Raw genomic sequence first — 24,182 nt, forward strand, 5'->3', positions numbered from 1 at the left:
AATTGGTCGGTGAGATATGCCTGGTGAGCATGGCGAAGCGAGGACGACACGCGTGGAATCTTCTGCTTTTGCACAAACTGCCGCGGAATGTTGGTTCAGTTATTGGTAAACATCTGTGGCTCTAGTTACGCGCTTTTTTGGCGACCACTATGGCGGAGGCAAGAATTCTTAGCGCCACGATGAGCAAAATTAAGAAGTCGCACTGACTGCCATGGATGGTGGCGTTGCCCGTCTTACTGTGCACCCCTCAGCAGCGATGACGGCGGACATAATACTGGTCCCAAGGGAGCCCGCAAACGTGTTAAAATATGCCCAATTGGAATACTTGACGGAGGAGGCATGAAAATGGAAACACAAAAGCTGCAGGCATTCATTACCGTGGCCGCCACTTTGAGCTATACAGAGGCCGCGACCCAGCTGTTCACCACGCAGGCGACGGTGTCCAAGCAGATTTTGGCACTCGAAAAGCAGTGGGGCGTGCTCCTGTTTTCTCGCGAACATCGGCAAGTGCACCTGACCGCAAGCGGGGCAGACCTGCTGCCAAAAGCCCAGGCGGTCGTCGCGGCCGCAAATGCGCTGGAAACCGCCGCGGTGCAGGCACAGCGAGGAAACGGCCGGTTGCTGCGGATTAAAACCATCCCGTCAATTGCCAGCTACCGCGCCTTCAACCAGATTGCCGCCTTCCACGCCGCGTATCCGGACGTGAAGTTGCAGCTGGCGGAGGTTGAAACGAACGTGGTGGACAGTGCGCTCAAAACCGGAGCGGCCGACATTGTCTTCACGCGCCTGTTTGGGCAGCCGGATGCCGCAACCGAGTTCTGCTTTGCTTCGGACGACCAGCTGTGCGTGGTGGTGCGCAAAGACAGCGAACTAGCGGGCCACAAGGTGCTCACGGCATCTGACTTGGCGAGCGCCGACCTGCTAGTGCTCGGGGAAAGCACGCGCCTGTTTCAGCCGGTTGCCAAGCTGTTTGCGGACGCGGGTATTACGCCGCACATCGCCTACAAGGGGCAGCGCATCGACCTGATTATCGGGATGGTCCGCGGGCACCTGGGCGTTTCGGTGATGATGGAAAAGACGATTGACCTGTTGGATTTCCCCGAGCTCACCACCGTGCCGCTCGAGCCGACCGTGACCTCCAAGCTCGGCTTCTTGCGGCAAAAAGGGCAGCACGATGCGGCCAGCAACGCGTTTTGGGCATTCATCAATAGTAATTGAGGACAGGTGGCGCGTGGTGCGCCGCCTTTTTTAGTACAACTATTCCAATCTGGCATAGATGCCGCCGCAGTCCGAATTGTTCCGCCGCCGCAAGCCCCGCATACTGAGAACATAGAAAGCGGAGGGATGAACATGTCAGAAAAATACGACTTGCGCAAAGTGCTTGCGGAGATTAAAGCTGTTCCCGGTCAATACCACGAAACGGATAAGGAAATTAATCCGGACGCGGATCTTGCCGGCGTATACCGGTACATCGGCGCTGGGGGCACGGTGCAGCGCCCGACTCAGGTTGGCCCAGCTATGATGTTCAACAACGTCCTGGGTTTTCCCGGCAGCCGCGTTTTGATTGGACTCCAGGCATCGCGGCAGCGTGTCGGCATGATTCTGCACCACGACTACAAGACCCTCGGCCAGATGCTCAATGAGGCGGTGAGCCACCCGGTGCAGCCGGCATTGGTTGGGCGGCAAGATGCACCCGCCCAAGAGGTTGTACACTTGGCAACGGACGCGGATTTTGACATCCGCAAGCTGCTGGCGGCACCAACCAACACGCCGGTTGACGCGGGCCCGTACATCACGATGGGCGTCGTGTACGGTCACAGCGTTGATGGCCAACTGGAGGACGTCACGATTCACCGGATGGTGCTGGAGGATAAGGACACCATCGGCATGTACATCATGCCCGGTGGCCGGCATATCGGCGCCTTTTTGAAGGAATACGAGGCGCAGAACAAGCCGATGCCAATCACGATTAACATTGGCCTGGACCCCGCAATTACCATTGGTGCCACCTTTGAACCACCAACGACGCCACTTGGCTACAACGAGCTGCAGGTTGCCGGTGCGCTGCGCAATCAGCCGGTTGATGTGGTTCAGGGCGTCGCGGTTGACGCCAAGGCGATTGCCCGGGCCGAATGGGTGATTGAGGCCGAAATCCTGCCGAACACGAAGATGCAGGAAGACATCAACACGAACACCGGCTTTGCGATGCCGGAATTTCCCGGCTACAATGGGACCGCGAACCCCGCGGTGAACGTGGTCAAGATCAAGGCCGTCACGCACCGGCAGGACAACCCAATTGTGCAGACCACGATTGGCCCGTCCGAAGAGCACGTGTCGATGGCCGGAATTCCCACCGAGGCGTCGATTCTGAGCCTAGTCGACCGGGCAATTCCGGGCAAGGTCAAGAACGTGTACAACGCACCCGCTGGTGGCGGTAAGCTCATGACCATCATGCAGATTCACAAGGACGACGAAGCGGATGAGGGGATACAGCGCCAGGCCGCACTTCTCGCGTTCTCCGCGTTCAAGGAATTGAAGACGGTCATCCTGGTTGACGACGACGTGGATATTTTCGACTGGAACGACGTGATGTGGACCGTGAACACGCGGTTCCAGGCCGACCGCGACATCATGGTGCTCGAGGGGATGCGCAACCACCCACTCGACCCATCCGAGCTGCCGGAATACGACCCGGCCCGCATTCGGGTGCAGGGGATGTCCTCCAAGCTCGTTCTGGACGGGACGGTGCCGTTCACGATGAAGGACAAGTTCAAGCGCGCAAGTTTCAAGGAAATGGATAACTGGCAGGATTACCTGAAGTAGGTCGCAAAGCTGCCGGGGATGGAGGGGTCATGATGAAGAAAAAAATCGTTGTCGGGATTACGGGTGCGTCTGGGACAATCTACGGACTGCGGCTTCTGGAAGCACTGGCGGCCAATCCGGACGTCGAAACGCACCTCGTCATGAGTCCGTGGGCCAAGGAGAACCTGGCCGTGGAGGCAACCGGCTACAACGAACGCGAAGTCCGCGCACTGGCCGACGTTGTTTACAGCGACCGGGACATGGGCGCTGCCATTGCAAGCGGCAGCTTTCAGCACGACGGCATGGTTATCGTCCCGGCCAGCATGAAGACCGTCGCGGCCATCGCGATGGGGCTGGCGGACAACCTGATTGCCCGTGCCGCCGACGTGACCCTGAAGGAACGGCGCCCGCTGCTGCTCGTGCCGCGCGAATCACCATTCAACCAAATCCACCTGGAGAACATGCTCAAGCTATCGCGAATGGGCGTGGAGATCATCCCGCCAATCCCGGCGTTTTACAACCAGCCCCAGACCATCGACGATCTGATTGACCACAACACCATGAAGTTGCTTGATCACCTGCACCTGCCAAGTGATTACGGCAAGCGCTGGCAGGGACTGGCCCAGGCCAAGCAGACGGCCAGAAGCGAGGTGCAGCATGGCTGAAAAAGTGTTTGCGGTGACGCGGGAAGGCTACACGATGCAGGCCAAACTTTCACGTGAGAATCAGGACGTCCTCCTGGAAATCACGGGCGGGGATGTGCCGCATTACGGCGTGGTCACGATTGTCTCGCCGGGTGCGGAGGCGCAGACCATCGCGCTGCCGAGTCGCCCCGGGCACCATCATCAAGAGGGGGTCCTGACGAAGCGGATTGCGAGCGTCATCGCGCCCGCCCTGCAAAGCAATGCGTTCATCATCGGCGGCCTGCACGTCAACCGCATTAGCAAGAAGCAGCTCGCCGTCGCTGGCACCATGGCGCAGGCCCTCGGCGTCCAAATTCGCGACTACCTGGAGGCACACCCACGCGTCAAGGTTGTCGAAGAGTTCGCGTAAGGAATGGGGCTGCTGCGCAAATAAGTGGCTCTTCGTTAAGTAGCGTTGATCTAATTTTTTAGAGCACTTGGGCCTTAATTGGTCTAGGTGCTTTTCTTATGCATTTGTCTTTTTACTGTTTAGTTTGAGCAATAAACGTTCAAGGTAAATTCGGTTAATGAATACAGGATTGTTGCGCTATGACTAGTCAAATGTGCGTAGCGTGAAGTACAATATACAAAATGATGAAGCCTTGAAGAGGACACTCACATATGAGGATTAAAATTAAGCGGTTTCCACTTACACTACTCACACTAAGCGTTTCCTACACCCTCCACGTTCAGCGCTTTCCAGACACAAACACTCCGCTTACTGCCGGTCGTGCTTTCGTACTCGGCGTGTGTGTTCTCGTGTTTGCGCTTTACTTAACTAGCTATAATAATCAGGGGAAGTACGGATTTATTTTCACTGAGTTGGTATGGCATGCCTTTGCATATGGAGGTATTTTAGCCTTATTTCATCAGTGTGATGCTCTAAGTACTGGACCAGGGGTAATTGTTCCGATAATCCTAGCCTTAGTTCTTGAAGCCTGTGCGCTGGTGGGTATTTATCGGCATTTTAAGGGATTGAAAACACCGCCGGAATCCTAAACGAATCACATTGTTTAAGTCATGCACAGTCCGTGAAGAGTTTATGTAAATGGATTGGTGGACTGCAAGCAAAGCAGGAAGTACGTAAAGCACTAGACTTTAATATAAATAGGGCCCAGCACTGTCATAACATGTGCTGAGCCCTATTTTGTTGTTACCACAACTATTGCAGCAGCGCCTTGCCGACGTTGATCTGCTTCTTGATGATGCCTTCTTGGTAGAACACGTCCGCGATGGTCTGTTGTTCCTTGACGATGGCGCTCGTCACGGCGCTGAAGGCGAAGCTGCGCCGCTTGACGGTGAGGTTCGTGATCTTCTTGCTCAGGTGCAGGGTCTTGCTGAGCATGGTTGAGACCTCACTCTTGTGGGAGTTGGCCCACGTCATGTCTTCACCTAGGTACTGGAGGAACAACTTGGTCACAGTTGTGTTTTCCTTGGCGTACTTGCGGGTGGCGACCACGAAGTCCCGGTTTTTCGCCAGGCCCTTGGCGGTAATCAGCAACTTGGCGTTTTGGTTGACCTGCGCGGTTGCCGTGTACGGATCCCAGGTGACCCACGCGTCGACCTTGCCCTTGGCGTACGCGATGCGCTTCCCCTTGAGGTCGGCGAGGCTGTTGATGTTGCCACCTTTTTTGACTAGGACGCCCGTGCCGTTTTCCTTGCTGGCGCCGGCACCGACGTAGACGAGGTCCATGCCGGCCGCCTGGTTGACGACGGGCGGGGTGTCGCCGAGGCGCGCGTAGTCAATGCTGCCGGATTTCAGGGCAGTCATGAGGGCGGCCCCGTCTTGGAATTCCTTGAAGACGACCTTGTAACCCTTGGCCTTCATTTTCTTGACCAGCTCCCCGCGCTGGCGCGAAATGTCGACGGGGTCGGCCTTTTGGTAACCAACCACGACCTTGGTAAGGCTCGTGGTGGCGACATCGGTTTGAAAATAGCCGTACACCGCAACCGCCAGCCACGCGGTTAGCGCCAGCAGGAACGCCGTTATTGTCAGTTTACGTTTCATGCGCGCACCGCGCTTTCGTCTGGCTGCAAAATTACTGCGAGGACACTCTGCGCGACGTCGGCCACTTCCTCGGGCGAGCCGTCCTTGGCCCCGGCGACCTCGTAAACGTTGGTACCGCTTTTGACCACGATGATGCGGTCGGCCATGCGTGCTGCCTCGTCGACATCGTGGGTGATCAGCATGGTGGTGAGGTGCTTTTCATCCACAATTTGGCGGATGAACTGTTGCATGTTGCGCCGCGTCAGGGCATCGAGGGCGCCGAGCGGTTCATCCAGCAGGAGCAATTCCGGATTGGCCATCAGGGCGCGGGCCAGGGCCAAACGCTGCTTTTGCCCCCCGGATAGCTGGCTGGGGAAGCTATCCGCGAACTCGCTGAGACCAACGGAATTAAGTGCGCTTTGCGCCTGTTTCTGCGTGGCGGCAGCGTGTGCGTGAAAGGACACGTTTTGCAGCGCGGTCATCCACGGCAGCAGGCGGTCGTTTTGGAACATGACGCGCGTCACCGGTAAGCGGCTGCCCGCGTAGGCGATTTTGCCACTTGATGGCTGCTCGAGCTGGGCAATCAGGCGCAGGATGGTGCTTTTGCCGCCACCGGACATGCCGACCAGCGCCACGAATTCGCCGGGGTAAATGCTGAAGTTAACGTCGTGCAGGGCGGTTTTGTCACCGTAGATTTTGCCAAGATTATTGAGTGAGATTAATGGGTTCATTGATTAGCACCGCCTTTTTCTTGCCATTCCAGGCACAGACTTTCGAGGGTTTTCGCGATGATGTCGGAGAGTTTGCCGAGCAGGGCGTAGATGACGATGCACAGCAGGACCGTGTCCATGTCCATGAATTCCTGCGCGTTGCTGGCCATGTAGCCAATACCGGAGTTGCTGGAAATGGTTTCGGCCACAATCAGCGTCGTCCACATCACCCCGAGCGCGTACCGCACCCCAACGAGAATGGTGGGCAGCGCGCCGGGGAAGACAATCTTGCTGAACAGCTGGCGGCGATTCAGGCCGTACGCCCGGCCCATTTCCATTAGTTCCGGATCAATGCCGCGGATGCCGGAGTAAGTGTTGATGTAGATTGGGAAGAGCACACCGACGCAGACCAGCGAAATCTTGGCTGATTCCCCAATCCCCAGCAGAATGATGACGAGCGGAATCAGGGACAGGTGGGGAATATTGCGGAACATCTGGATTGTGGTGTCGGTGAGCCCGCGCGCCACCTTGGACAGTCCGTTCATGAGGCCGAGGACAAAGCCGAGGCTGCCACCGATGGCAAACCCAACCGTGGCCCGAAACAGGCTAATCGAGACGTTCTTCTCGAGTTCGCCGGTCTGCCAGAGCGTCACGCCGTCTTCCAGCACCGACAGCGGCGACGGAATCAGCTGACTGTCCAGCCAGCCCGCGGTGACCGCCACCTGCCACAGTATAATTAGGACGACCGGAATCACCCAGGGTAACAAGCGGTGCCAATTAATATGTATGCCGGAATTTCTCGTTTCCCGCAAGGTCGTCACGTTTTCCATAAAACCATCTCCATCTTTGGTATGAGCTTAGTCTATTGGGCAGAAACGACTAAAGTGTGAAGATATTCCGAGAATAATCCGCGCAAAGTGTGGTGAAATCAGGCGACGGCGCGGTAGTTGGCGCAAATTCCGCACAAAAAAGCCACCAGCAAGCGCTGATGGCGGGTGAATTAATTGATTGGTTTGCCTTTTGGCCACAGAAAATTCAGGGCCATGTTGATGACGCGGGGGTTACGCCGAATTAGCCAGTGATGATTGACGTCCCGTCCGCGCACAATTACCTGCTTGAAACTGGCAAATTTGCTGCCGAGGGCTGGGTAAAGTGACCGGCTGGAGACGTTGGTTAAGACCCCATCGGAACCGTTGCCGATGTTGCCCATGATGCTGAGGACGTGCACCTTGTTGCGCGGAAAAGTGGGGCGCAGGCGGACCAAATCCCGGTACTGCCGCCGCTTAAGTAGTGGCTGGCCGTTTGGGAGAATCCGGTTTTGGCCCAGGGGGTCGTCAAGGCGCATCTTGCCGTTAGCGGGCACCGCGACCAGCACCGCCTTGTGCAGCGTGAGCGGGTGGGCCTCGCCGTACGCCCGCAGTAAATCGAGGTTGCCGCGCGAGTGGGCGATGGCGTCGAACCTGTGGACGCCGTAGACCGATTTCAGGTGACGCAGCAGGAGGTTGAGCCCGCGCGCGTTGGTATTCCATGACTGATGGTTGTTGTTAAAGACCACACGAATCAAGGGGTGGCGCAATGCGCGCGGCCAGAAACCGCTGCAGGTGACGTGGTCCGGGCTAACGAAGGCGGTCATCGCCAGTTGCCCGCGGCGCGTATTTTGGGCAGTGCGAATAAGCTGATCAAAGGCGTGCGGCCCCGCGTGTAAGCCGTGAATTAGTAACGTTGGGGTGTGGTATCGGGCAACCGTCCTTGTTTTTGCGTAGGTGTTGCCGGTTTGCGCAATGGGTTCAGTAGTCTGAACGTGCTGCGTGAAGCCGCTGGCGCCGAGCAAAATGGCGATTGCCACTGCGAATTTCCATTGTTTCATAGGCGTGCCTCCACCAATTCACTTTTAGCATAGAAATTGTTAGCGTTTTTGTACACCATTAACCAGTAAATTAATGCAAACTTATATTTTTTGTAATCAGCACCACGCGCACGGCCAAGGTAATCCCTAACTGAACGAGTACATCTGTTTTTCGCCGCGCGCGGTGGTATCCAGGAGCCCGTTGTAAATACTGGTCCATATTTGGTGCTGTTTGGTGAGGCCCATTTCCTCCTGCCACCTGAGCGTTTGTTCAAAGAGGGGCCGCGCGGGTTGTTCCCCGCGCTCCGGTAACACAATCCAGCCCTCCATGAACGGCAGCAGAACCGCGCTGGCCACATTCCCCTGCTGGTGCACGAGGGTGGTTGCCGCCTGGTGTGCTGTGTGGGCGCGCGCGAAATCGTCCTTGGCCACAAAGGCGGAGATGGCCGTGAAGTAGGTGTTGATGACAAGCCGGTTCTGGCCCGGCAGTGCATTGAACCGCGCTACCTTCTTCTTCGTAATTCGCAGCATACCCATGATGGCGCTGGCCGGGAAGAACTGCATGCACGATTTGAACAGATTAACCTCGTACACGCCCCAGTCGTCAACATTTTGCAGGTAATACTGGATTGCTTGCAGGCCGTCGCCTTGGTCCGGGTGGCTGCGCGCGTGCGCTGCGTAACGCTCAATCTGGATGAACTGGTCGAGCCGCAGACTGTAGTGGCGCGTGTTGTAAGCCGCAAGTTCGGCGATGCGCTGTTCCATGGCCACATAATCGGGACTAGTCTGACCGCGTTCAACCAGTGCGTTTGCACTGCGCATCCCGTCGTATTGCGCAATCAGTTCGTCCACCTGATTGGGCTCTTCGCCGCGGCGAATCTGATTGAACTCATCAAAACTGGTTTGCATCGCCTGGAGCAGGCCGGTGAACCGGTCCACGCTTAGCCGCGAGAGTCCGCGCTCGAACTGACTGAGCTGTGAGACCGAGACCTGATCGTTTGCTAGCTGCTTGAGTGTCAGGCCCTTGCTCAGCCGAATTTGCCGAAAAGCTTCCCCGAAATCCATAGTCACACCTTCATTTTCAATATATTGAAATTATCCGCTGAAGCTGCGGCAGAGTCAATAGACTGGCATTATCTGGGAGGGCAGAATAATGACATTAAAATACTATTTGGGTAAACACAAGGTCCTCGTCTTCGTGGCGGTGGTCCTCACGCTGCTCAGCATTATTGGGCAGACAATCGGCACGATGTTCTGGACGCCGATGATTGACGCACTGGCGCGGCGCAGTACCAGCACGTTTTGGTGGTGGTTCACCATTGATACGGTCTTCAGCCTGGTGCGCTTTGGCGTCGGGCAAATTGACGATTACCTGCAGACCGTCGCCACGCAGCGCATCAACGTCGACATGCAGCGTGATCTGAGTAACGGGGTTGCGAACCAATCGCTGCCCGAATTTCAGAAGGGGTCAGTTGGGCAGTACACCAGCTGGCTGACCAACGATATCCAGCAGATCGACACCAAGGGCCTGGCGACCTTCTTCAACATCGTGATGTACGGCGGCGGGATTGTTTTTCCTCTAGTTTCGCTGATTTGGTACCACTGGAGTCTGGGTGTGGCCGCGATTGTTTGTGGCCTGATTATGACGATTGCGCCGCGCGTCCTGCAGCACAAGGTGGAGCAGGGCAGCGAGCGCGTCACGCGGGCAAACGAGCATTTCGTGAACGTGGCGGAAAACACGCTGAATGGCTTCGAGACGTTCCTGTCCTTTCGCCACCCGCAAGAGATCGTGCGGCGGATTGTGGCTGCGGCTGGCGAGCTGAAAGACACGAACCTGAGTTACAAACGGCGGGAACTGGCGGTTGAGGTGCTGACGTACACCGGCAGTATTTTTGCCCAGATGTTCCTTATCGGGCTGACCGGCTGGCTCGTTCTGCGCGGTACGCTGACGGCTGGGGCGCTCATGACCACGGGGCAGCAGGCCGGCATCGTCTTCACCTCAATGGCGCAACTTGCTAGCCTGCTGGTGGTGCGCAAGGCGGTCAATCCCGTCTTTGCCAAGTACGCCCACCTCAATTTTAAAAAGACCCCGGACGACGAACCGTTCACGAGAGCACCGGTTGGCTTCGAATTGGCGAATGTTGCTAGTGGGGATGCCGAGCACACCTGGCTGGCACCAATCAGCGCGAAGGTTGCGGCTGGAAGCAAGGTGCACCTGACTGGCCCAAGCGGCAAGGGAAAAACGACACTGCTGCACCTGATTGCGGGGCTGACCAAGCCCACGTCCGGCGTGATCAAGTGGCCCGAAGCTCCCGCGGCCTTGTATCTGCCGCAGAAGCCGTTCATTCTGAGTGCCAGTGTGCGCGAGAATCTGACCCTTGGCCGTGATTATTCCGATGAGCAGTTGTGGCGGGTGCTTGACCAGGTTGGCCTGACGCCGCGCATCCGGGCACTGAATTCGGGGCTTTCGACCAAGCTAAGTGCGGACGGTGTTGACCTTTCCGGTGGTGAACGGGAGCGGCTGGCCCTCGCGCGGGCGCTGCTCGTCAATCCGGGTGTGCTGCTCTTTGACGAAGGGACTGCCAGCGTCGATGCGCAAACGGCGGAAACAATCGAGCGGCAGATTCTCACGAACTCGCAGCAGACGGTCGTGTTTGTCTCCCATGCGCAGCGCAGCGACCTGGAACCACTGTTTGACCAGACCATCGAGCTGTAGCGGTAGCCGGAAGTAAAGTTTAAATTTGGACTAGAATTTGGGGGTGGCAAGCACCAACCCTGTAAATTCTGGTCCTTTTTGTTTACCATGAGACTATTGGAGAAGCAATTGGCGAAAATGCCAGTTGCCCAGCTGAGGAGGCCGAGGATTTGCGGAAAAAAAGGTGGTTGCTCGGATTATTCATCGCGCTGCTTGTCGTCATCGGGGCGGCGTATCATCATCACGAAGAATCACAGCCGGTTAGCGGCGTGCCCACGGTGTTCGTGCACGGTTATAACGGTACGGCGGGGTCGACCAACCGGATGATTGCCGCTTTGGCCCACTCCGGCGTCGCTAAGCGCACCATGCGCGTGACCGTGAAAGCAAACGGTGACTTAACGGTGGATGGGGGCTTGTATGGCAAAAATCCCATTGTTCAGGTGGTGTACCAGAATCGCACCAATGGGCCGCAGTTTACGAACTGGCTGCTAAAGGTCTACGCGATGCTGCATAGTCGCTACCACGTCCAGCGCGTGAACGCGGTCGGCCATTCCGCCGGTGCCCTCAGCGTGGTGGAAGCGGCGATGCAGCACCCGGCGGTCAAGATGAACAAGATTGTCGCCATTGCCGGACCGTTTAACGGCTTTTTCGAAAAGGGTGTTTCGCGCAGCGCATTTGATCTGGCGGCGAACGGGCAGCCGAAAAGCCCCAGTGAGCGGTATCGGCGGTTAGTAGCTGAGGCGCCTAATTTTCGGGCCAATGCGGTGCTGAACATCTACGGCAACCTAGGGGATGGCAGTGACTCCGATGGGGTTGTGCCGGTCAACTCGGCCAGGAGCATGAAGTATCTGCTGCGCAATTGGCACGGCAGCTACCAAGAGCGGCAGGCCCGGGGGCAAAGCGCCCAGCACAGCCGGCTACACCAAAACAACAGGACGGTGGATACGGCATTGCGGGAGTTCCTGTTTTAGTCAGGTGCGGTAAAAGGCAGTTTTGGGGTTCGATGGTTTACGCATTTGGCGTGGCTAGGACTGATTAACGGTGATGACCAGGTAATAATGAATCTGGCTGGTCAGACATTCACTCGCGACGAGGTCGTCAACAAATGATTTGCCGATTAAGCCGGCGATGAACTGCCTTAAGGAAAAAGGAAAAATACCGGAATCTTCCACAACAAAAAAGCATTTGACCAACTGGCCAAATGCTTTTTTGTTGCAACCGTGTTGAAAAAGTAATCGAGGATTACAGCTTCTGGTGGTAACAAGGCGAAACTTGTCAATCTGATTCAATACAAATCCAGACATGTCAAGGTATTCAAGGAAAACTTCTTGATGGAGTACTGTGAAAATCGGCTTGGATTGATAATTTCTGCAACAGCGTGCAACATTTGAGCTGACCCGTAAATACTGGTGAATAAATCGTGCATGTACCTATTGTGCGATTTTTTGGTGGCTAGATATTGAACCAATGTTGCTTAGCACCGCGACTATATAGAGTTAAGTCTAAGTCTGATGAGTTAAGAGAAGAATTTTCCAATGAATCCACCGACCAAGCCACCAATGATTAGGTTTGCTATCCAAAAGAGGATTTTCCCCCAGGTGGACTCATTGGCACAATTATAGATTCCTAGTGGAATATTTCCATATCTATCCTGAAAGCTAGATTTTGTCTTTAACTCGTTATCGATGGCTCTGGTCAGAAACTTGTCGAACAGATTGACCTTTCCGGCACAGGAGAAGCTTAATCTGACAAAATCGTGATTGTTGAATGCATCGGCTTCGTCTTTTCCAGACATGAAATCTTTTACGTGTATGTCGTTGTGATCCATCAACGATTTAATATGTGGATCACCAATGTAGCTTTTGCCGTAATACTTCCGGAAAAGGATAGCCAAATCTAATTTGCTTTGATCTGGAATGATTGCGGGGACCTGGCCTAAGACTCGATACCTTTTCTCTAGGGCCTTGAACCCAAAGTTCGAATCGCGCATATTCCAGTGAATCCAAATCTTGTCTGTGTGGCCCTGAACAAAGGTAAAGAAGTCATCTAGCATCCTGCGTTCAACTTCCTTATATTTTTCGAAAATATCTTCCGTTTGAATTTGCATCAATTCAGCCGCTTTATGTACCGCAAAGAGGTCAGTTTGACCGCTTGATGGCGACTTTACGGCAATCGCGGTAATCCGCGGCGTTGCACCATTGGTATCGAAAAAGCTTTCGCAGGAATAATGAATAATCAGATACCTGTCCTTGTGTTTTTCGAAATCGTGAAATATTTTACCTGCTTCGCGGTGATCTAGGAATCTTGACATACGGTCCTCGTTTTCGTTTGTTGAATGAAATTATCATTTTCTCAGGGGGGTAAATACGCTGTCTATGCAGAGGCAGCCTGTGCCTTCTTAACCTTATCAGCAGTTAGAAGCCGATCAATAACGTCTTGCATCGTGTGTCGGTCGAGCTCCATTAACGCAGCGGTTTCCGCCTCATGATAAATTCCGGTTAGGACATCTTGAATGTTAGCACCAACTATGCAAAGCGGATTGGTTTCCTTATCGAGTGCGAAAAGTGGGGTGTGTCCTTCCGTCAGTAGGTAAACGTCTAACAACGTAATTTCATCGGGTGATTTTGCGAAAATTGGGTTATGTGTTTCGGCGTCAGTTGTCACGACGCCAGCTTCTTTTAATGTTCCAATCAGACGCCGGACGACAACTGGTGAAGTGTTAATGCTGGTTGCAATCACGGCGCTAGTAATATGAATGTTCTGATACACCGAGATGAATGCCAACAGGTGGATGGTGTCGCTGAACTTAGTTGAAACTCGCATGTGAATACCTCCGTAACTTTTGTGGTTACAATAATTCTAGCATATTTTCTGGAATTCGAGGGTAATTTCTAGAAAAACCTAGCCCTTATTGAGAAGCTGCCATTATAGTGAGTCTATTCCGAAACAAAAGAGGTAACCATGATGATTCAGTTTCAGCAAGTTTTCAAAAAATATCAAGAGGCAGCTGCATTGACTGACATCAGTCTGTCAATCGCAAGTCATGAGCTATTCGTGCTGGTGGGGCCCAGCGGAAGTGGTAAAACGACATTATTGAAAATGATCAACAGATTAAATACACCCACAAGCGGCAAGGTCTTGATTGATGATCTTGATGTCATGGCGGTGCCCGACGTTCGAGAATTTCGTCGCGGGATCGGCTATGTTCTGCAAGCTGGCGCACTATTTCCAAACATGACGGTAGCAGAGAATGCCTCAATCCAACTGGCAGCACAAAACGTCCCACAAGATAGGCGGGATGCGCGTGTTCGCGAGTTACTGAATGCCGTCGGTTTAGCATCTGACAAGTTCATGAATAGGATGCCTAATGAGTTATCTGGTGGTGAAGCGCAACGTGTGGGTATCGTTCGTGCGTTAGCAGCTGAACCGAATATCGTTTTGATGGACGAGCCATTTAGCGCACTTGATCCGTTGTCGCGTCGTCAACTGCAAGATTTAGTCGTGAAGTTACACAAGCAATTTAACACCACCATCATTTTTGTTACGCATGACATGGACGAGGCATTGAGGTTAGCCGACCGTCTGGCGGTGATCCACGACGGCAAGCTGCAACAAGTTGGAACGCCAGATGAGATTCTTGCAACGCCTGCAAATCAATTCGTTGCGGAATTTTTCGCTAACGCGGGCCGTCAATCCCAATACGTTAAATCAGTGTTACCTGCGGGATTCGGACAGCCGGCGACAGGTTCAGCGCTAGTATCGCTTCCGGAAACGGCGATGCTTTCAGACTGGGCAGCACTGTTGCAGCAATCACCAACTGCAACGGTTGGTATTGGTGATATGCAGCTTGCTCCAGCAGACTTGATTGCGTATCTTGCTCAAACTCGGGGGGTGCAATGAGATGCAGGACTTAACTAACTATTTGAGCAAAAATGGTGGCGAAATTCTCAATGCTTTATGGCAACATATCGCAATTTCAGTTGTTGCTACCGTGATAACCGTATTGATTGCACTCCCGTTGGCGATTGTGTTGATCGATCACCGGCGTGCTGGTGAGGCTGTGTTGCAAGTTGCAAGTGTGATTCAAACGATTCCGAGTCTTGCAATCTTAGGATTACTCATTCCGTTGGTCGGCATCGGGACGATTCCAGCCATAATTGCGCTTGTCTTATATGCCATCATGCCGGTATTTTCCAATGCGTATGCAGGGTTGACCAACATTGATCCCTTACTAGTCGAAGCAGCAGATGCGTTTGGCGTATCAAGACGATACAAGCTATTCAAGATTCAGTTGCCACTTGCAATGCCTATGATTCTGACTGGTCTGCGCATTGCCGTGGTGATGGTGATTGGGACGGCAACATTGGCCGCTTTGATCGGAGGCGGTGGTCTCGGGACCTACATTTTGCTTGGTATTCAGACGAATAATAATAGTGCTCTATTCGTGGGCGCCATTCTGGCAGCGGTATTGGCTCTGGCCGCCAGTGCCCTAATCAAATTTTTGGCTCAAACGAATTTGAAACACGTCATAGTTGGCTTAATTGTGGTTTTGGCTGTGGGTTTCGGGTATGCAGGAGTTCGCGCTTGGCAGAACGCTCAACACCAGACCGTCACGATTGCTGGTAAAATGGGTGGTGAGCCAGAAATCCTCATCAATATGTATAAAGAATTGATTGAAAAGGATAATGCAAGGGTCACCGTTGATCTTAAACCGAACTTTGGTGGGACGAGCTTCCTGTTCAAAGGCTTGCGTAGTGGCAAAATCGATATTTATCCTGAATTTACGGGAACAGTATTGCAGTCGCTGGTCAAGACTAACCAAAGCGTTCCTCATCAGCCGACACGGGCGTACTCACTTGCCAAGAAGCTGCTGTCAGAACAGTATGCGATGACCTTGCTGACACCAATGCAGTACCAAAATGGCTACATGATGACAGTGCGAGCTGCTGATGCTAAGAAATATCACTTGAAATCCATTGCTGATTTGAAGCAAGTTCCGCAATTTAGGGCAGCGTTTGATCCTGACTTTTACCAACAATCTGATGGCTATCCTGGTTTGAAGAATGCATACGGCTTGACCTTCAATTCGGTACGGACGATGGAACCGGCGTTACGTTATGAAGCGCTGGCCAAAGGTAAAATCGATGTCACAGATGGCTATACCACTGATCCACAAATCAAGCAGTATCATCTGACCATGTTGACAGACACGCAGCAGTTCTTCCCACCGTACCAAGGGGCGCCGCTGATGAATACAAAGTTTGCCAAAGCCCATCCGGAAATTGTTAAGAGCCTCAATCGGTTGGCTGGTAAGGTGACGACTAGTGAAATGCAGGAAATGAATTATCAAGTGACGGTTAAACATGAAAAAGCTGCCACAGTCGCGCATCGGTTCTTAGTCACGCATCATTTGCTCAAAGATTAGTGACGGCTATCTAGGGGTTCGTTTTGAAAGCGAGGTAAGTTAAAATGCGTCATGGTACTGATCAATTTATTGACTTAGCAGCTGACCGATTAACCTTAGTGGATGTCCAGGCAATGGTAGCCGAACTTGATGGCAGTCAAGGGTTGAAAGTGACCAAGAATCCAGCCGTTGAGGCCTTTGATGAGCCCACTTTCGCAAAGCTAACCGACACAAATTTTCATAACGGGACAATCAAGGTGAAAGTGCTAGGTCAGCTATTACCTGATGCCCCTGAATATGCGCGAGGCTTCATCGGCGTGGCGTTTCGAATCAATGAAAGTAACACGCAGTTTGAGGCTTTCTACATTCGGCCCACTAATGCGAGATCTGAGGATCAGATGAGACGAAACCGCGTAGTTCAATATATTTCGTTTCCCGATTACAAGTTTGACCGTTTAAGAGTTGAATCGCCTGGCGTGTATGAGGCGTATGCGGATATTGGACTTGATGAGTGGATTGACTTGACGATTGAAGTATTGGATGATCATGCCCAACTATATGTCAATCATGCTTCACAGCCCACCCTAGTCGTGAAGGATCTTAAGAACGGAGCGACCAACGGTGGGGCAATTGGCCTGTGGGTGGATGTGGGCACAGCGGGCTATTTCGAGGATCTGCAAATCATCCCGCGCTAGAATGTGCTTGGTATCCTCCACGTGAGAGTTACTGGCCAGCAAAACGTTCGCAGCGTTCATGAATGTTCAAATGCGTAGGAAAGCGCTGAAAGGAAGACGACAAATGAAAGCAGTTATTGTGAAGCATCCTGGTGGCCCAGAAGTGTTGGAATATACCGAAGTGCCAATGCCTATCGTTCGCCCTGGCTGGACTAGGGTTAAAGTACATGGGTTTGGGATCAACCATTCGGAAATTTTTACGCGCGAAGGCAAGTCTCCGTCTGTAAAATTTCCACGGATTCTCGGGATTGAGGTTGTCGGTACTGTCGATGCAACTAGCGCCCCTGAGCGATTCACAGTAGGGCAAACGGTGGTTTCGTTGATGGGCGAAATGGGCCGCGCTTATGACGGCAGTTACGCGGACTATGTCCTATTGCCTAATGCACAGGTGTATCCTGTTACCACGGAATTAGATTGGGAACAACTGGCGGCGATTCCAGAAACCTTCTATACGGCGTTTGGTATTTATCAGAGTCTGCGTCTGCAAGCTGGTGATCACGTCTTAATTCGTGCGGCAACTAGTGGTGTCGGTGTCGCCATTTTGAAATTGATGAAAGCGTCAGGAATCGACTTAACGATCACTGGTACCACTCGCTCTGATCGTAAAGATGACGCACTCAAGGCACTGGGAATCGACACGATTTTACACACACCGGATGCGACCCACTTGCCTGATGACGCCGGAGAGTTCGATAAAATCGTTGATATGATCGGGCCGGCTGCCGTTCGCGATTCGTTGGCACACGCTGCTGAATGGGGTGTGGTCAGCTCTACTGGACAGCTTGGTGGCGTCTGGGCACTAGATGAGTTCGACCCAATTATGGATATTCCGAATAATCGTTATTTGACCGGTTTTTACTCCGGCGATGTCGATGCGCAGCGTGTACAGGATTTGTTCGATTTCATTGCCAAGCATCACGTAGACGTTACGCCAGAGAAAATTTTCACCTTAGCCCAAACCCGTGAGGCCCACGAGTACCTTGCAACTGCCGCCGGTCTAGGAAAAGTAGTCGTGTTACCATAGCGAAAGGAAGTACCGAATATGCAGTACAAGCAACTTGGGCAAACCCTATACTTACGTGTGGATAAGGGCGAAGAGATTCTCACTCAGATTCTCAAAGTGTGTGCAGATGCGGGCGTTAAGTCTGCCACTTTTAGTGGCATCGGTGCCTGCCAAGCAGCGGTACTATCCACGTATCTGCCAGATAGGAATGACTTCACTGATCACCACTTAAGCGGAATGCTTGAGCTGGTGTCGTTGAGTGGAAATATCACATTCGATGGTGGGGCTCTGCATCAGCACGCGCACGCTACGCTTTCTGAACTTGGGCGAGATGGTGAGCCACATGTAATAGCGGGACACTTAACCAGCGCAACTGTGATGTACACTGGGGAGATCACGATTCAGCCTGTTGTAGGTGTAATTCCACGAAAGTTCGACGATAATGTCGGAATCACAGTGTGGAATTTAGACTAGTGCAGCTCAAAAATGAGACCTGCCACGGTGAGCGTGGTAGATCTCATTTTTTTTTGCTTATCGTATGTTGAGGTGTTTTTGTGGTTAATTATTTCGGACGTTCAGCACTACTGGTCGTGTCGCTTGCCGCGCAGTACATGATCTGCATGGGCTAGTGTTTCATCCACCACATCGAGAATATGAGGATCATCAAGGCGGTAGTACATTGCCTTACCCTCGCGACGAGCATTCACTAGTTGATAATCGCGTAGCGCTGCCAGCTGATGAGATACAACTGACTGTGAAACGCCCAAAGCAGTCATGATTTCAGAGACGTTGAGTTCTTGATTTTCAAGCAAATGTAGCAACCGTAGACGCGTTGGATTACTTAGCAACTTGAAAATCCGAATAGATTCCTCAATATGTTCTGCATCAATTATATGGTTTTCCAAGACAAGTCCTCCTACATATGTTATAGTCAACATACGACGTCGGAAGGAGCTGTTTGTGTATGTTGAAAACTATTATAACTGGCGTAACTGCCTACATTTCTACCAGTCTTGACTATCTTCTTATTTTGATGATGATTTTCGGATCCGTCAAGCCTCATCAGCGGCGCCTGGTTTACTGGGGCGATTTATTAGGTACTGGGATTCTAGTTGCCACTAGCTTGTTCATTGCCCTTGTGTTGCGCTTGGTCCCAGCAGAGTGGGTACTAGGGTTATTAGGCCTAATTCCTGTCTTGATGGGGATTAAGCTCGTGCTAGCGGGTGAGCATGATGATGATAGCGTGGTGGCAAGCCGCTTCAAACCGGCTAACATCATTTCTAGTGTGGCACTGATAACTGTCGCGACTTGCGGTGCCGATAATATTGGCGTGTACGTACCCTTGTTTGCTTCTCAGACTATCTATGCGACGGGGATTACGTTGGTGACATTTTTTGTTATGTTGACTCTGGTTTGTTGGCTTGGGGCTCAGCTAGGTCGCTTGCCGTTCGTGGCTCGCATACTTGAGAGTACAGGGCGTTGGCTTACAGCTGCCGTATATGTCGGGATAGGTGTTTATATATTACTGGAAAATGGAACAATTACGCATATCTTCGGACTAGCGTAACGAAACGTGTGAAAGTAGATGTATGAGACGTGTCGAGCGGGATGAGAATATAGTCACCGCAAGGCCCGCATAGGGCGCATATTATGGACCAGAAGTAGATGATTGGTCACATGTGAGTGTGAGACAATCTGCAGGGAATTGCGATATCGACGCGCAGATCACACAGATCTAGTGATAGAGCCTTTTGTTTTCACGGAAGAGGCCTGAGTCACGGTGAAATCTGTTCAGAGTAACTTGGTATTGTAGAAGAGGCCTCTTCCGATCAGTCGGATAGGCCTCTTCTTTCATCTTGTGACTAATGATCTGAGTGAAACGACTTGATTTCTTGAATCTGTTTATATAGTTTGTCGATTTCTTTCACTGGTAAATCTCGGTAGCGCGATTGTTTCACTATCTGTCGATCGTTCCTGTCAGTGTCTGGTACCCCATCCTCATCAACGGGTGTGTAGGGCTCAAAATATTTGAATATTTCTGTCAGTTCATCGGCAAGATGATCAATCTGACGCGGGGAGAAATCCTGCATTTTCCACATCAGTTGCTCTAAGCGCTCCAGTTTAGGAAGGTATTCCTCTATTCTATCAAGCGTGGTATCGATCCGATCAAGAATTGCGGTCGTGTTGTGAATCTCCTGTTCAGTAGGCGAACCCAGCAGGTCTACTGGTGCCACATTAAAAAACCGGGCGATGCGATCCAACGTGTCAAAGCTCGGATTGCGCTTGTTTTGCTCGATCTTTGAAATGGTATCACGTTGAACCTCCGCCACGTTTGCTAGATCTTCTTGCGTGACGTGGTGCCGTTCTCTGAGTCGTTTAATGTTTCGCCCAATATTTTCAATCATAAGATTCACCTCGACACTCATCATATTATGTGAGCAATCTGCATGCAAGGTTTCAGTCCTACTGTTTCTCAATCTGTCGGGCTAAGTCAATAATTTACCGGCGACAGAACCCTTGCTATGCTTGAGTTACAGGTGAAACGCAGCCTGATTTTTGAGAAAAACGTGTCGCAGCAGGTACCGCCGCTACGCGCGGCGTGCAGCGCGAAAGCCGCAAGCGTGAGCGGCGGCGGTCGGCGTAGCCGGCCGCCTAGACCCCCGTTTACTAACAGGGGGGTCGTAAATGACACCTATCAACCTGATTTCCCGGTAGAAACGTTGATAGATCGCAAGAGCCAATGACTGGACAATTCCGGTGATTGTCTGGAAGCAAGACAAATTAGGAGGTAGACGATTGGGATATTGGAGCGATTCAGTCCGGCGACGACGCAAGGAACTGAATTTGACACAACTACAATTATGCAAGCGACTAGGCATTACACAGCGCCATTTGAGCCGGATTGAAAATGGTGAATCTTGTAGTGGTGGCTTACAGATGCATATCGACAAACTGCTAAATAACTGGACTGATGAGCCAGAACTGCAAATGATGATTGATTATGTACGAATCAGATTCCCAACGAATGATATCAAGCGGATTGTTCGCGAGTTCTTGCGGCTAAATGAAGATTTGGTCGGATATGATGACAGAGCCGCTTTTGGTTACGTGTACACAGTGTCGCTTGGTCAAATCAAGGTGTACGGATCAACGCCGGATACCAAGCTCGGTACCCTAGTGGAGCTACGTGGCCAAGGGTGCCGACAAATGGAGAGCATTTTGCTCGGCCGTGGAGAAACCTGGTACGACTTCCTAGACCAAGCACTCGATCGAGGCGGCGTTATCAAGCGCTTGGACTTGGCAGTGAACGATATGGCAAACCTACTGGACATTCCCAACCTGATTCAGAAAATTCGGGCTAACGAGTGCATATCTGTCATGCGTGAATATCAAGGAATCGTTTCGGGTCACATTTTCCATGAAGATGACGAAGACATTGACGATGAGGTCGGCACAACATTGTATATAGGCTCCACCAAAAGCGAGTTGTACTTCTGCCTTTACGAAAAGGCAGCCGAGCAGCATAAGAAAGGGCTGACCACTCAGATTCGTAACCGGTTCGAGGTACGCTTGAAGAATGATCGCGCAGCTAAGGCCGTTGAAGATTTGCTTTGCTATCGCGATGAGGAAAAGACAATCTTTGGTATCATCACACGGTATCTGCGGTTTGTCGACGCGCGGCCGGGTAGCCCTCGATTAAAGTGGCCCACCAACAAGAACTGGGAACGATTCGTCGGGCATGATCGTCAGCCACTTCGGTTGACGATGGCGCCTGTGCCTTTGGATCTGAACCGCACGCGGGCTTGGATCGACAAGCAGGTCGCTCCGATGCAACGTGTGCTGCATGAAATTGACGCTTATTGGGGGAACCAGGAAACGATGAATGCGATTCGGCATGCACCCTTAACTGATAAGCACCGGCAGTTGATTGATCAGTACACAGTTGGTGCCGAGCAGCTTGAGAATGGTTTGTTCAAGGAAGCAACACCTGAAAGTGAGCAATCAAAAAAGGATGACCACGCCGACCAAAGCAAGTAGTCACCCTTCACAGATAAGATATGGGTCCTATCTGGTTTGATTATCTCACACAAACTCTATTCGTAGAAGGAGTGAGATTGAAATGGAATATCCAAACGCTATGCAACTCCCGTATTTGCTGAACCGACAACAGGCCGCTGACTTTCTCGGCGTTGATCCAGTGACGTTTGATAAAGTCTTTCGGCGGCACCGCGACTTCCGGTGTTTCATGATCGGTAAGCAGGCTCGCTTTACCATCGAAGAATTGACCAGTTTCGTGCGCGAGCATCTGGTCGATTAAGTTGTAGTTGTCGTCCAGACAAATTGGATGCTAAGCTGGACCTAAGTATTTACGGGGCCAGCTTAGTTTATTTAGGAGGTAAACGAGCATGGCTTCATTTATGAAACGTGGAAAAAGTATTTTGACGCAAGTCGCATTCACGAAGAAAGGAAAGACCTATCGACTGTCAAAGTCGTTTTCGAATAAGCAAGACGCCCAGATCTGGGCGCATACGCTGGAGATGAAGAAGGCTGGTGGCGTGGACTTAGTTGATCGTCAAACGCCGATGATGGATTACTATGACTACTGGCTTGAATTTGCCAAGAAAGGAGAGTTGAAGGAAACGTCTTACCTGTCATATCACCGGATTGGTAAGACCTTCCGCAAGCTATTTGAGGAGGTAAGGTTGTGCGATGTGACCGATACTTACTTGCAGACAATGCTCGATGAGTACGGGAAGACCCACGCGCAGAAGACGGTGAGTGATATGATTCGACCGCTGCGTTCCATGCTCAAATACGCTTTCGCGCATGGGTTGTTGGTCAATGACATTTCCAGTCTGATCAAGGCACACGGGAAGGCGTCAGAGAAACGGAACGTGCCGCTATCGATCACCGATATGAAGACGTTGAAGCAATACTGCTTTGAACATGCCGCCGAGGACGAGTTCTGCGTCATGGTGTTGGTGGCGTTGCTGACCGGATTGCGCCGAGGCGAGTGCCTGGGGCTGCGGCCGGAAGCATTATATGACGAGCAAGGTGACTGTGGCATTCACGTTAACCAGCAGCGAAGTCCTTGGGTGAAGAACGATACTACCTTGAAGACCAAAAAGGCGTATCGAACGGTATCATTGCCTCGTGAGCTATATGATCTCCTCAAGCAGGTCAAACCAAAGGCTGACGGCTACATCTTTGAGACATACGGATTCCGGGTTGCGCTACGATTGGAGCCGCTATTGAAAGAGGCAAAAGTCAGTCATACGACCTTCCATGGTTTGCGCGACACGTTCGCTTCATTTTTATTCAGCCAAGATATTGATTTGGCCTATGTTTCGGCGCATCTAGGGCACGCGAGCTTGAGTATCACACAAGACTATTACATCTCGTTAATGCCCGAAAAAAAACACGCCCAGAATGGGCGTGCAATGGATTTGCTATCCGAGTTGTAAATTCTGCAACAATCTGCAACAGTAGAAGTCCGGTAAACGTTGCGGTAACGACGTTTGCGAGGCTGAATATTACAGCTTCTGGTTGTAGTATTCAACGACAAGGGATTCGTCGATTTCTGGTTCGAGCTCGTCGCGCTGTGGCAGGCGGGTGAAGGAGCCAGACTTCTTGTTGTCATCAAAGGTAACGTAAGCGGCGCGGCTAACGGTTGCTTCAAGAGCAGCGTTAACGATTGCCAGGTTCTGGGAGCGTTCGCGAAGGCTAATTTCTTGGCCAGGCTTTACTTCGTAGGAAGGGATATCAACGCGCTTGCCGTCGACCGTAATGTGGCCGTGGTTAACGAGCTGACGAGCCTGTGCACGAGTAGTAGCAAAGCCGAGACGGTAAACAACGTTGTCAAGACGTGTTTCGAGCAGGATCATGAAGTTTTCACCATGGGTGCCTTCAGTGATCTTGCCGGCGCGAACGAACAAGTTACGGAATTGGCGTTCGTTGAGGCCGTACATGCGACGGAGCTTCTGCTTTTCCTGCAGCTGGGAGCCGTATTCGGAAATCTTCCGACGGCTGTTAGGACCGTGGTCACCAGGTGCGTATGGACGACGAGCAAGTTCCTTACCGGTACCGGAAAGGGAAATGCCCAAACGACGGGAAAGCTTCCAAGTTGGGCCAGTGTAACGTGACATAAGAGTAATTCCTCCAAATGATTTTGATTGGAGTAAAATATAGATTAATGGATTTAGCACACGGGCAGTTTGGCTGGTTCACTGTTGCAGCACAGCTACTACATCTTCACGGACAAACCGTGAATGCCAAACTGGAGCCGACCATGCCGTCCACCGCTGCAATATTTTACAC

At 52.1% G+C, this 24,182-nt stretch carries 26 protein-coding genes; 16 read left to right on the forward strand and 10 right to left on the reverse strand.

What is annotated here, in order from left to right:
• The first annotated feature begins 345 nt into the window (after nt 1–345).
• The 5 genes from EKN00_RS03900 to EKN00_RS03920 all read left to right on the forward strand — a co-directional run bounded on the left by EKN00_RS03900 (nt 346) and on the right by EKN00_RS03920 (nt 4,484).
• Entirely contained in the window at nt 346–1,218 is an 873-nt protein-coding gene (locus EKN00_RS03900; protein WP_164848015.1) for a LysR family transcriptional regulator, read from the forward strand.
• Nucleotides 1,219–1,350: 132 nt separating this feature from the next.
• Entirely contained in the window at nt 1,351–2,823 is a 1,473-nt protein-coding gene (locus EKN00_RS03905; protein ID WP_127848847.1) for a UbiD family decarboxylase, read from the forward strand.
• 29 nt (nt 2,824–2,852) lie between these two features.
• Nucleotides 2,853–3,467, forward strand: coding sequence for a UbiX family flavin prenyltransferase (locus tag EKN00_RS03910; protein WP_127848848.1), 615 nt, complete (start codon nt 2,853–2,855; stop codon nt 3,465–3,467).
• The gene (lpdD, locus tag EKN00_RS03915) at nt 3,460–3,855 is read left to right on the forward strand and encodes a prenylated flavin chaperone LpdD (protein WP_127848849.1); all 396 of its coding nucleotides are present in this window, start codon (nt 3,460–3,462) and stop codon (nt 3,853–3,855) included. The genes EKN00_RS03910 and lpdD overlap by 8 nt, the downstream gene beginning before the upstream one ends.
• Nucleotides 3,856–4,106: 251 nt before the next feature.
• Nucleotides 4,107–4,484, forward strand: a complete 378-nt coding sequence (locus EKN00_RS03920; RefSeq protein WP_127848850.1) for a hypothetical protein — start codon at nt 4,107–4,109, stop codon at nt 4,482–4,484.
• Between the two features lie 163 nt (nt 4,485–4,647).
• Here EKN00_RS03920 and EKN00_RS03925 read toward each other — a convergent pair whose 3' ends face one another.
• The 5 genes from EKN00_RS03925 to EKN00_RS03945 all read right to left on the reverse strand — a co-directional run bounded on the left by EKN00_RS03925 (nt 4,648) and on the right by EKN00_RS03945 (nt 9,093).
• Entirely contained in the window at nt 4,648–5,493 is an 846-nt protein-coding gene (locus EKN00_RS03925; RefSeq protein WP_127848851.1) for an ABC transporter substrate-binding protein, read from the reverse strand.
• Complete coding sequence (locus EKN00_RS03930) at nt 5,490–6,203, reverse strand: ABC transporter ATP-binding protein (protein ID WP_127848852.1); 714 nt, start codon at nt 6,201–6,203, stop codon at nt 5,490–5,492. Before EKN00_RS03930 ends, EKN00_RS03925 begins: the two co-directional genes overlap by 4 nt.
• Nucleotides 6,200–7,012, reverse strand: a complete 813-nt coding sequence (locus EKN00_RS03935) for an ABC transporter permease subunit (RefSeq protein ID WP_127848853.1) — start codon at nt 7,010–7,012, stop codon at nt 6,200–6,202. The genes EKN00_RS03930 and EKN00_RS03935 overlap by 4 nt, the downstream gene beginning before the upstream one ends.
• 170 nt (nt 7,013–7,182) lie before the next feature.
• Nucleotides 7,183–8,049, reverse strand: a complete 867-nt coding sequence (locus EKN00_RS03940) for an alpha/beta hydrolase (RefSeq protein ID WP_127848854.1) — start codon at nt 8,047–8,049, stop codon at nt 7,183–7,185.
• Nucleotides 8,050–8,175: 126 nt separating this feature from the next.
• On the reverse strand, nt 8,176–9,093 hold the full coding sequence (locus EKN00_RS03945; RefSeq protein ID WP_127848855.1) for a helix-turn-helix domain-containing protein: 918 nt from the start codon (nt 9,091–9,093) through the stop codon (nt 8,176–8,178).
• Nucleotides 9,094–9,181: 88 nt separating this feature from the next.
• Between EKN00_RS03945 and EKN00_RS03950 the strand changes: the two genes are divergently transcribed.
• On the forward strand, nt 9,182–10,744 hold the full coding sequence (locus tag EKN00_RS03950) for an ATP-binding cassette domain-containing protein (RefSeq protein WP_127848856.1): 1,563 nt from the start codon (nt 9,182–9,184) through the stop codon (nt 10,742–10,744).
• A gap of 149 nt (nt 10,745–10,893) precedes the next feature.
• Entirely contained in the window at nt 10,894–11,694 is an 801-nt protein-coding gene (locus tag EKN00_RS03955) for an alpha/beta hydrolase (protein ID WP_164848016.1), read from the forward strand.
• Between the two features lie 545 nt (nt 11,695–12,239).
• Here the strand turns inward: EKN00_RS03955 and EKN00_RS03960 are convergent.
• Together EKN00_RS03960 and EKN00_RS03965 are read right to left on the reverse strand one after the other, a co-directional pair.
• Entirely contained in the window at nt 12,240–13,034 is a 795-nt protein-coding gene (locus EKN00_RS03960; RefSeq protein ID WP_054650656.1) for a hypothetical protein, read from the reverse strand.
• A gap of 62 nt (nt 13,035–13,096) precedes the next feature.
• A complete protein-coding gene (locus EKN00_RS03965; RefSeq protein ID WP_054650658.1) occupies nt 13,097–13,546 on the reverse strand; it encodes an Rrf2 family transcriptional regulator in 450 nt (149 codons plus the stop codon).
• 141 nt (nt 13,547–13,687) lie between these two features.
• Here EKN00_RS03965 and EKN00_RS03970 point away from each other — a divergent pair, with 141 nt between their 5' ends.
• From EKN00_RS03970 to EKN00_RS03990, 5 genes are all read left to right on the forward strand, one after another.
• Entirely contained in the window at nt 13,688–14,623 is a 936-nt protein-coding gene (locus EKN00_RS03970) for an ATP-binding cassette domain-containing protein (RefSeq protein ID WP_054650660.1), read from the forward strand.
• A gap of 1 nt (nt 14,624) precedes the next feature.
• Entirely contained in the window at nt 14,625–16,148 is a 1,524-nt protein-coding gene (locus EKN00_RS03975; protein WP_056957137.1) for an ABC transporter permease/substrate-binding protein, read from the forward strand.
• Between the two features lie 44 nt (nt 16,149–16,192).
• A complete protein-coding gene (locus EKN00_RS03980) occupies nt 16,193–16,822 on the forward strand; it encodes a hypothetical protein (protein ID WP_054650662.1) in 630 nt (209 codons plus the stop codon).
• Between the two features lie 103 nt (nt 16,823–16,925).
• A complete protein-coding gene (locus EKN00_RS03985; protein ID WP_054650664.1) occupies nt 16,926–17,885 on the forward strand; it encodes a zinc-binding dehydrogenase in 960 nt (319 codons plus the stop codon).
• Nucleotides 17,886–17,903: 18 nt separating this feature from the next.
• The gene (locus tag EKN00_RS03990) at nt 17,904–18,338 is read left to right on the forward strand and encodes a PPC domain-containing DNA-binding protein (RefSeq protein WP_056957136.1); all 435 of its coding nucleotides are present in this window, start codon (nt 17,904–17,906) and stop codon (nt 18,336–18,338) included.
• Between the two features lie 107 nt (nt 18,339–18,445).
• Here the strand turns inward: EKN00_RS03990 and EKN00_RS03995 are convergent, their stop codons facing one another.
• Nucleotides 18,446–18,769, reverse strand: coding sequence for an ArsR/SmtB family transcription factor (locus EKN00_RS03995; RefSeq protein ID WP_420835972.1), 324 nt, complete (start codon nt 18,767–18,769; stop codon nt 18,446–18,448).
• A 59-nt stretch (nt 18,770–18,828) separates the two neighbouring features.
• Here EKN00_RS03995 and EKN00_RS04000 point away from each other — a divergent pair, with 59 nt between their 5' ends.
• On the forward strand, nt 18,829–19,431 hold the full coding sequence (locus tag EKN00_RS04000) for a cadmium resistance transporter (RefSeq protein WP_056957135.1): 603 nt from the start codon (nt 18,829–18,831) through the stop codon (nt 19,429–19,431).
• 295 nt (nt 19,432–19,726) lie between these two features.
• Here EKN00_RS04000 and EKN00_RS04005 read toward each other — a convergent pair whose 3' ends face one another.
• Nucleotides 19,727–20,269, reverse strand: a complete 543-nt coding sequence (locus EKN00_RS04005; protein ID WP_056957134.1) for a helix-turn-helix transcriptional regulator — start codon at nt 20,267–20,269, stop codon at nt 19,727–19,729.
• Between the two features lie 391 nt (nt 20,270–20,660).
• Here EKN00_RS04005 and EKN00_RS04010 point away from each other — a divergent pair, with 391 nt between their 5' ends.
• From EKN00_RS04010 to EKN00_RS04020, 3 genes are all read left to right on the forward strand, one after another.
• Nucleotides 20,661–21,902 carry an XRE family transcriptional regulator gene (locus EKN00_RS04010; RefSeq protein ID WP_056957133.1) on the forward strand — a complete coding sequence of 414 codons (1,242 nt, stop codon included), beginning with the start codon at nt 20,661–20,663 and terminating at the stop codon, nt 21,900–21,902.
• An 82-nt stretch (nt 21,903–21,984) separates the two neighbouring features.
• Nucleotides 21,985–22,182, forward strand: coding sequence for a helix-turn-helix domain-containing protein (locus tag EKN00_RS04015; protein ID WP_225350180.1), 198 nt, complete (start codon nt 21,985–21,987; stop codon nt 22,180–22,182).
• Between the two features lie 88 nt (nt 22,183–22,270).
• Entirely contained in the window at nt 22,271–23,329 is a 1,059-nt protein-coding gene (locus EKN00_RS04020; RefSeq protein ID WP_056957132.1) for a tyrosine-type recombinase/integrase, read from the forward strand.
• Nucleotides 23,330–23,398: 69 nt separating this feature from the next.
• Here the strand turns inward: EKN00_RS04020 and rpsD are convergent, their stop codons facing one another.
• On the reverse strand, nt 23,399–24,010 hold the full coding sequence (rpsD, locus tag EKN00_RS04025; RefSeq protein ID WP_127848858.1) for a 30S ribosomal protein S4: 612 nt from the start codon (nt 24,008–24,010) through the stop codon (nt 23,399–23,401).
• Nucleotides 24,011–24,182 lie beyond the last annotated feature (172 nt).

This window comes from Lacticaseibacillus hulanensis (assembly GCF_004010095.1).
Taxonomy (GTDB): Bacteria; Bacillota; Bacilli; order Lactobacillales; family Lactobacillaceae; genus Lacticaseibacillus; species Lacticaseibacillus hulanensis.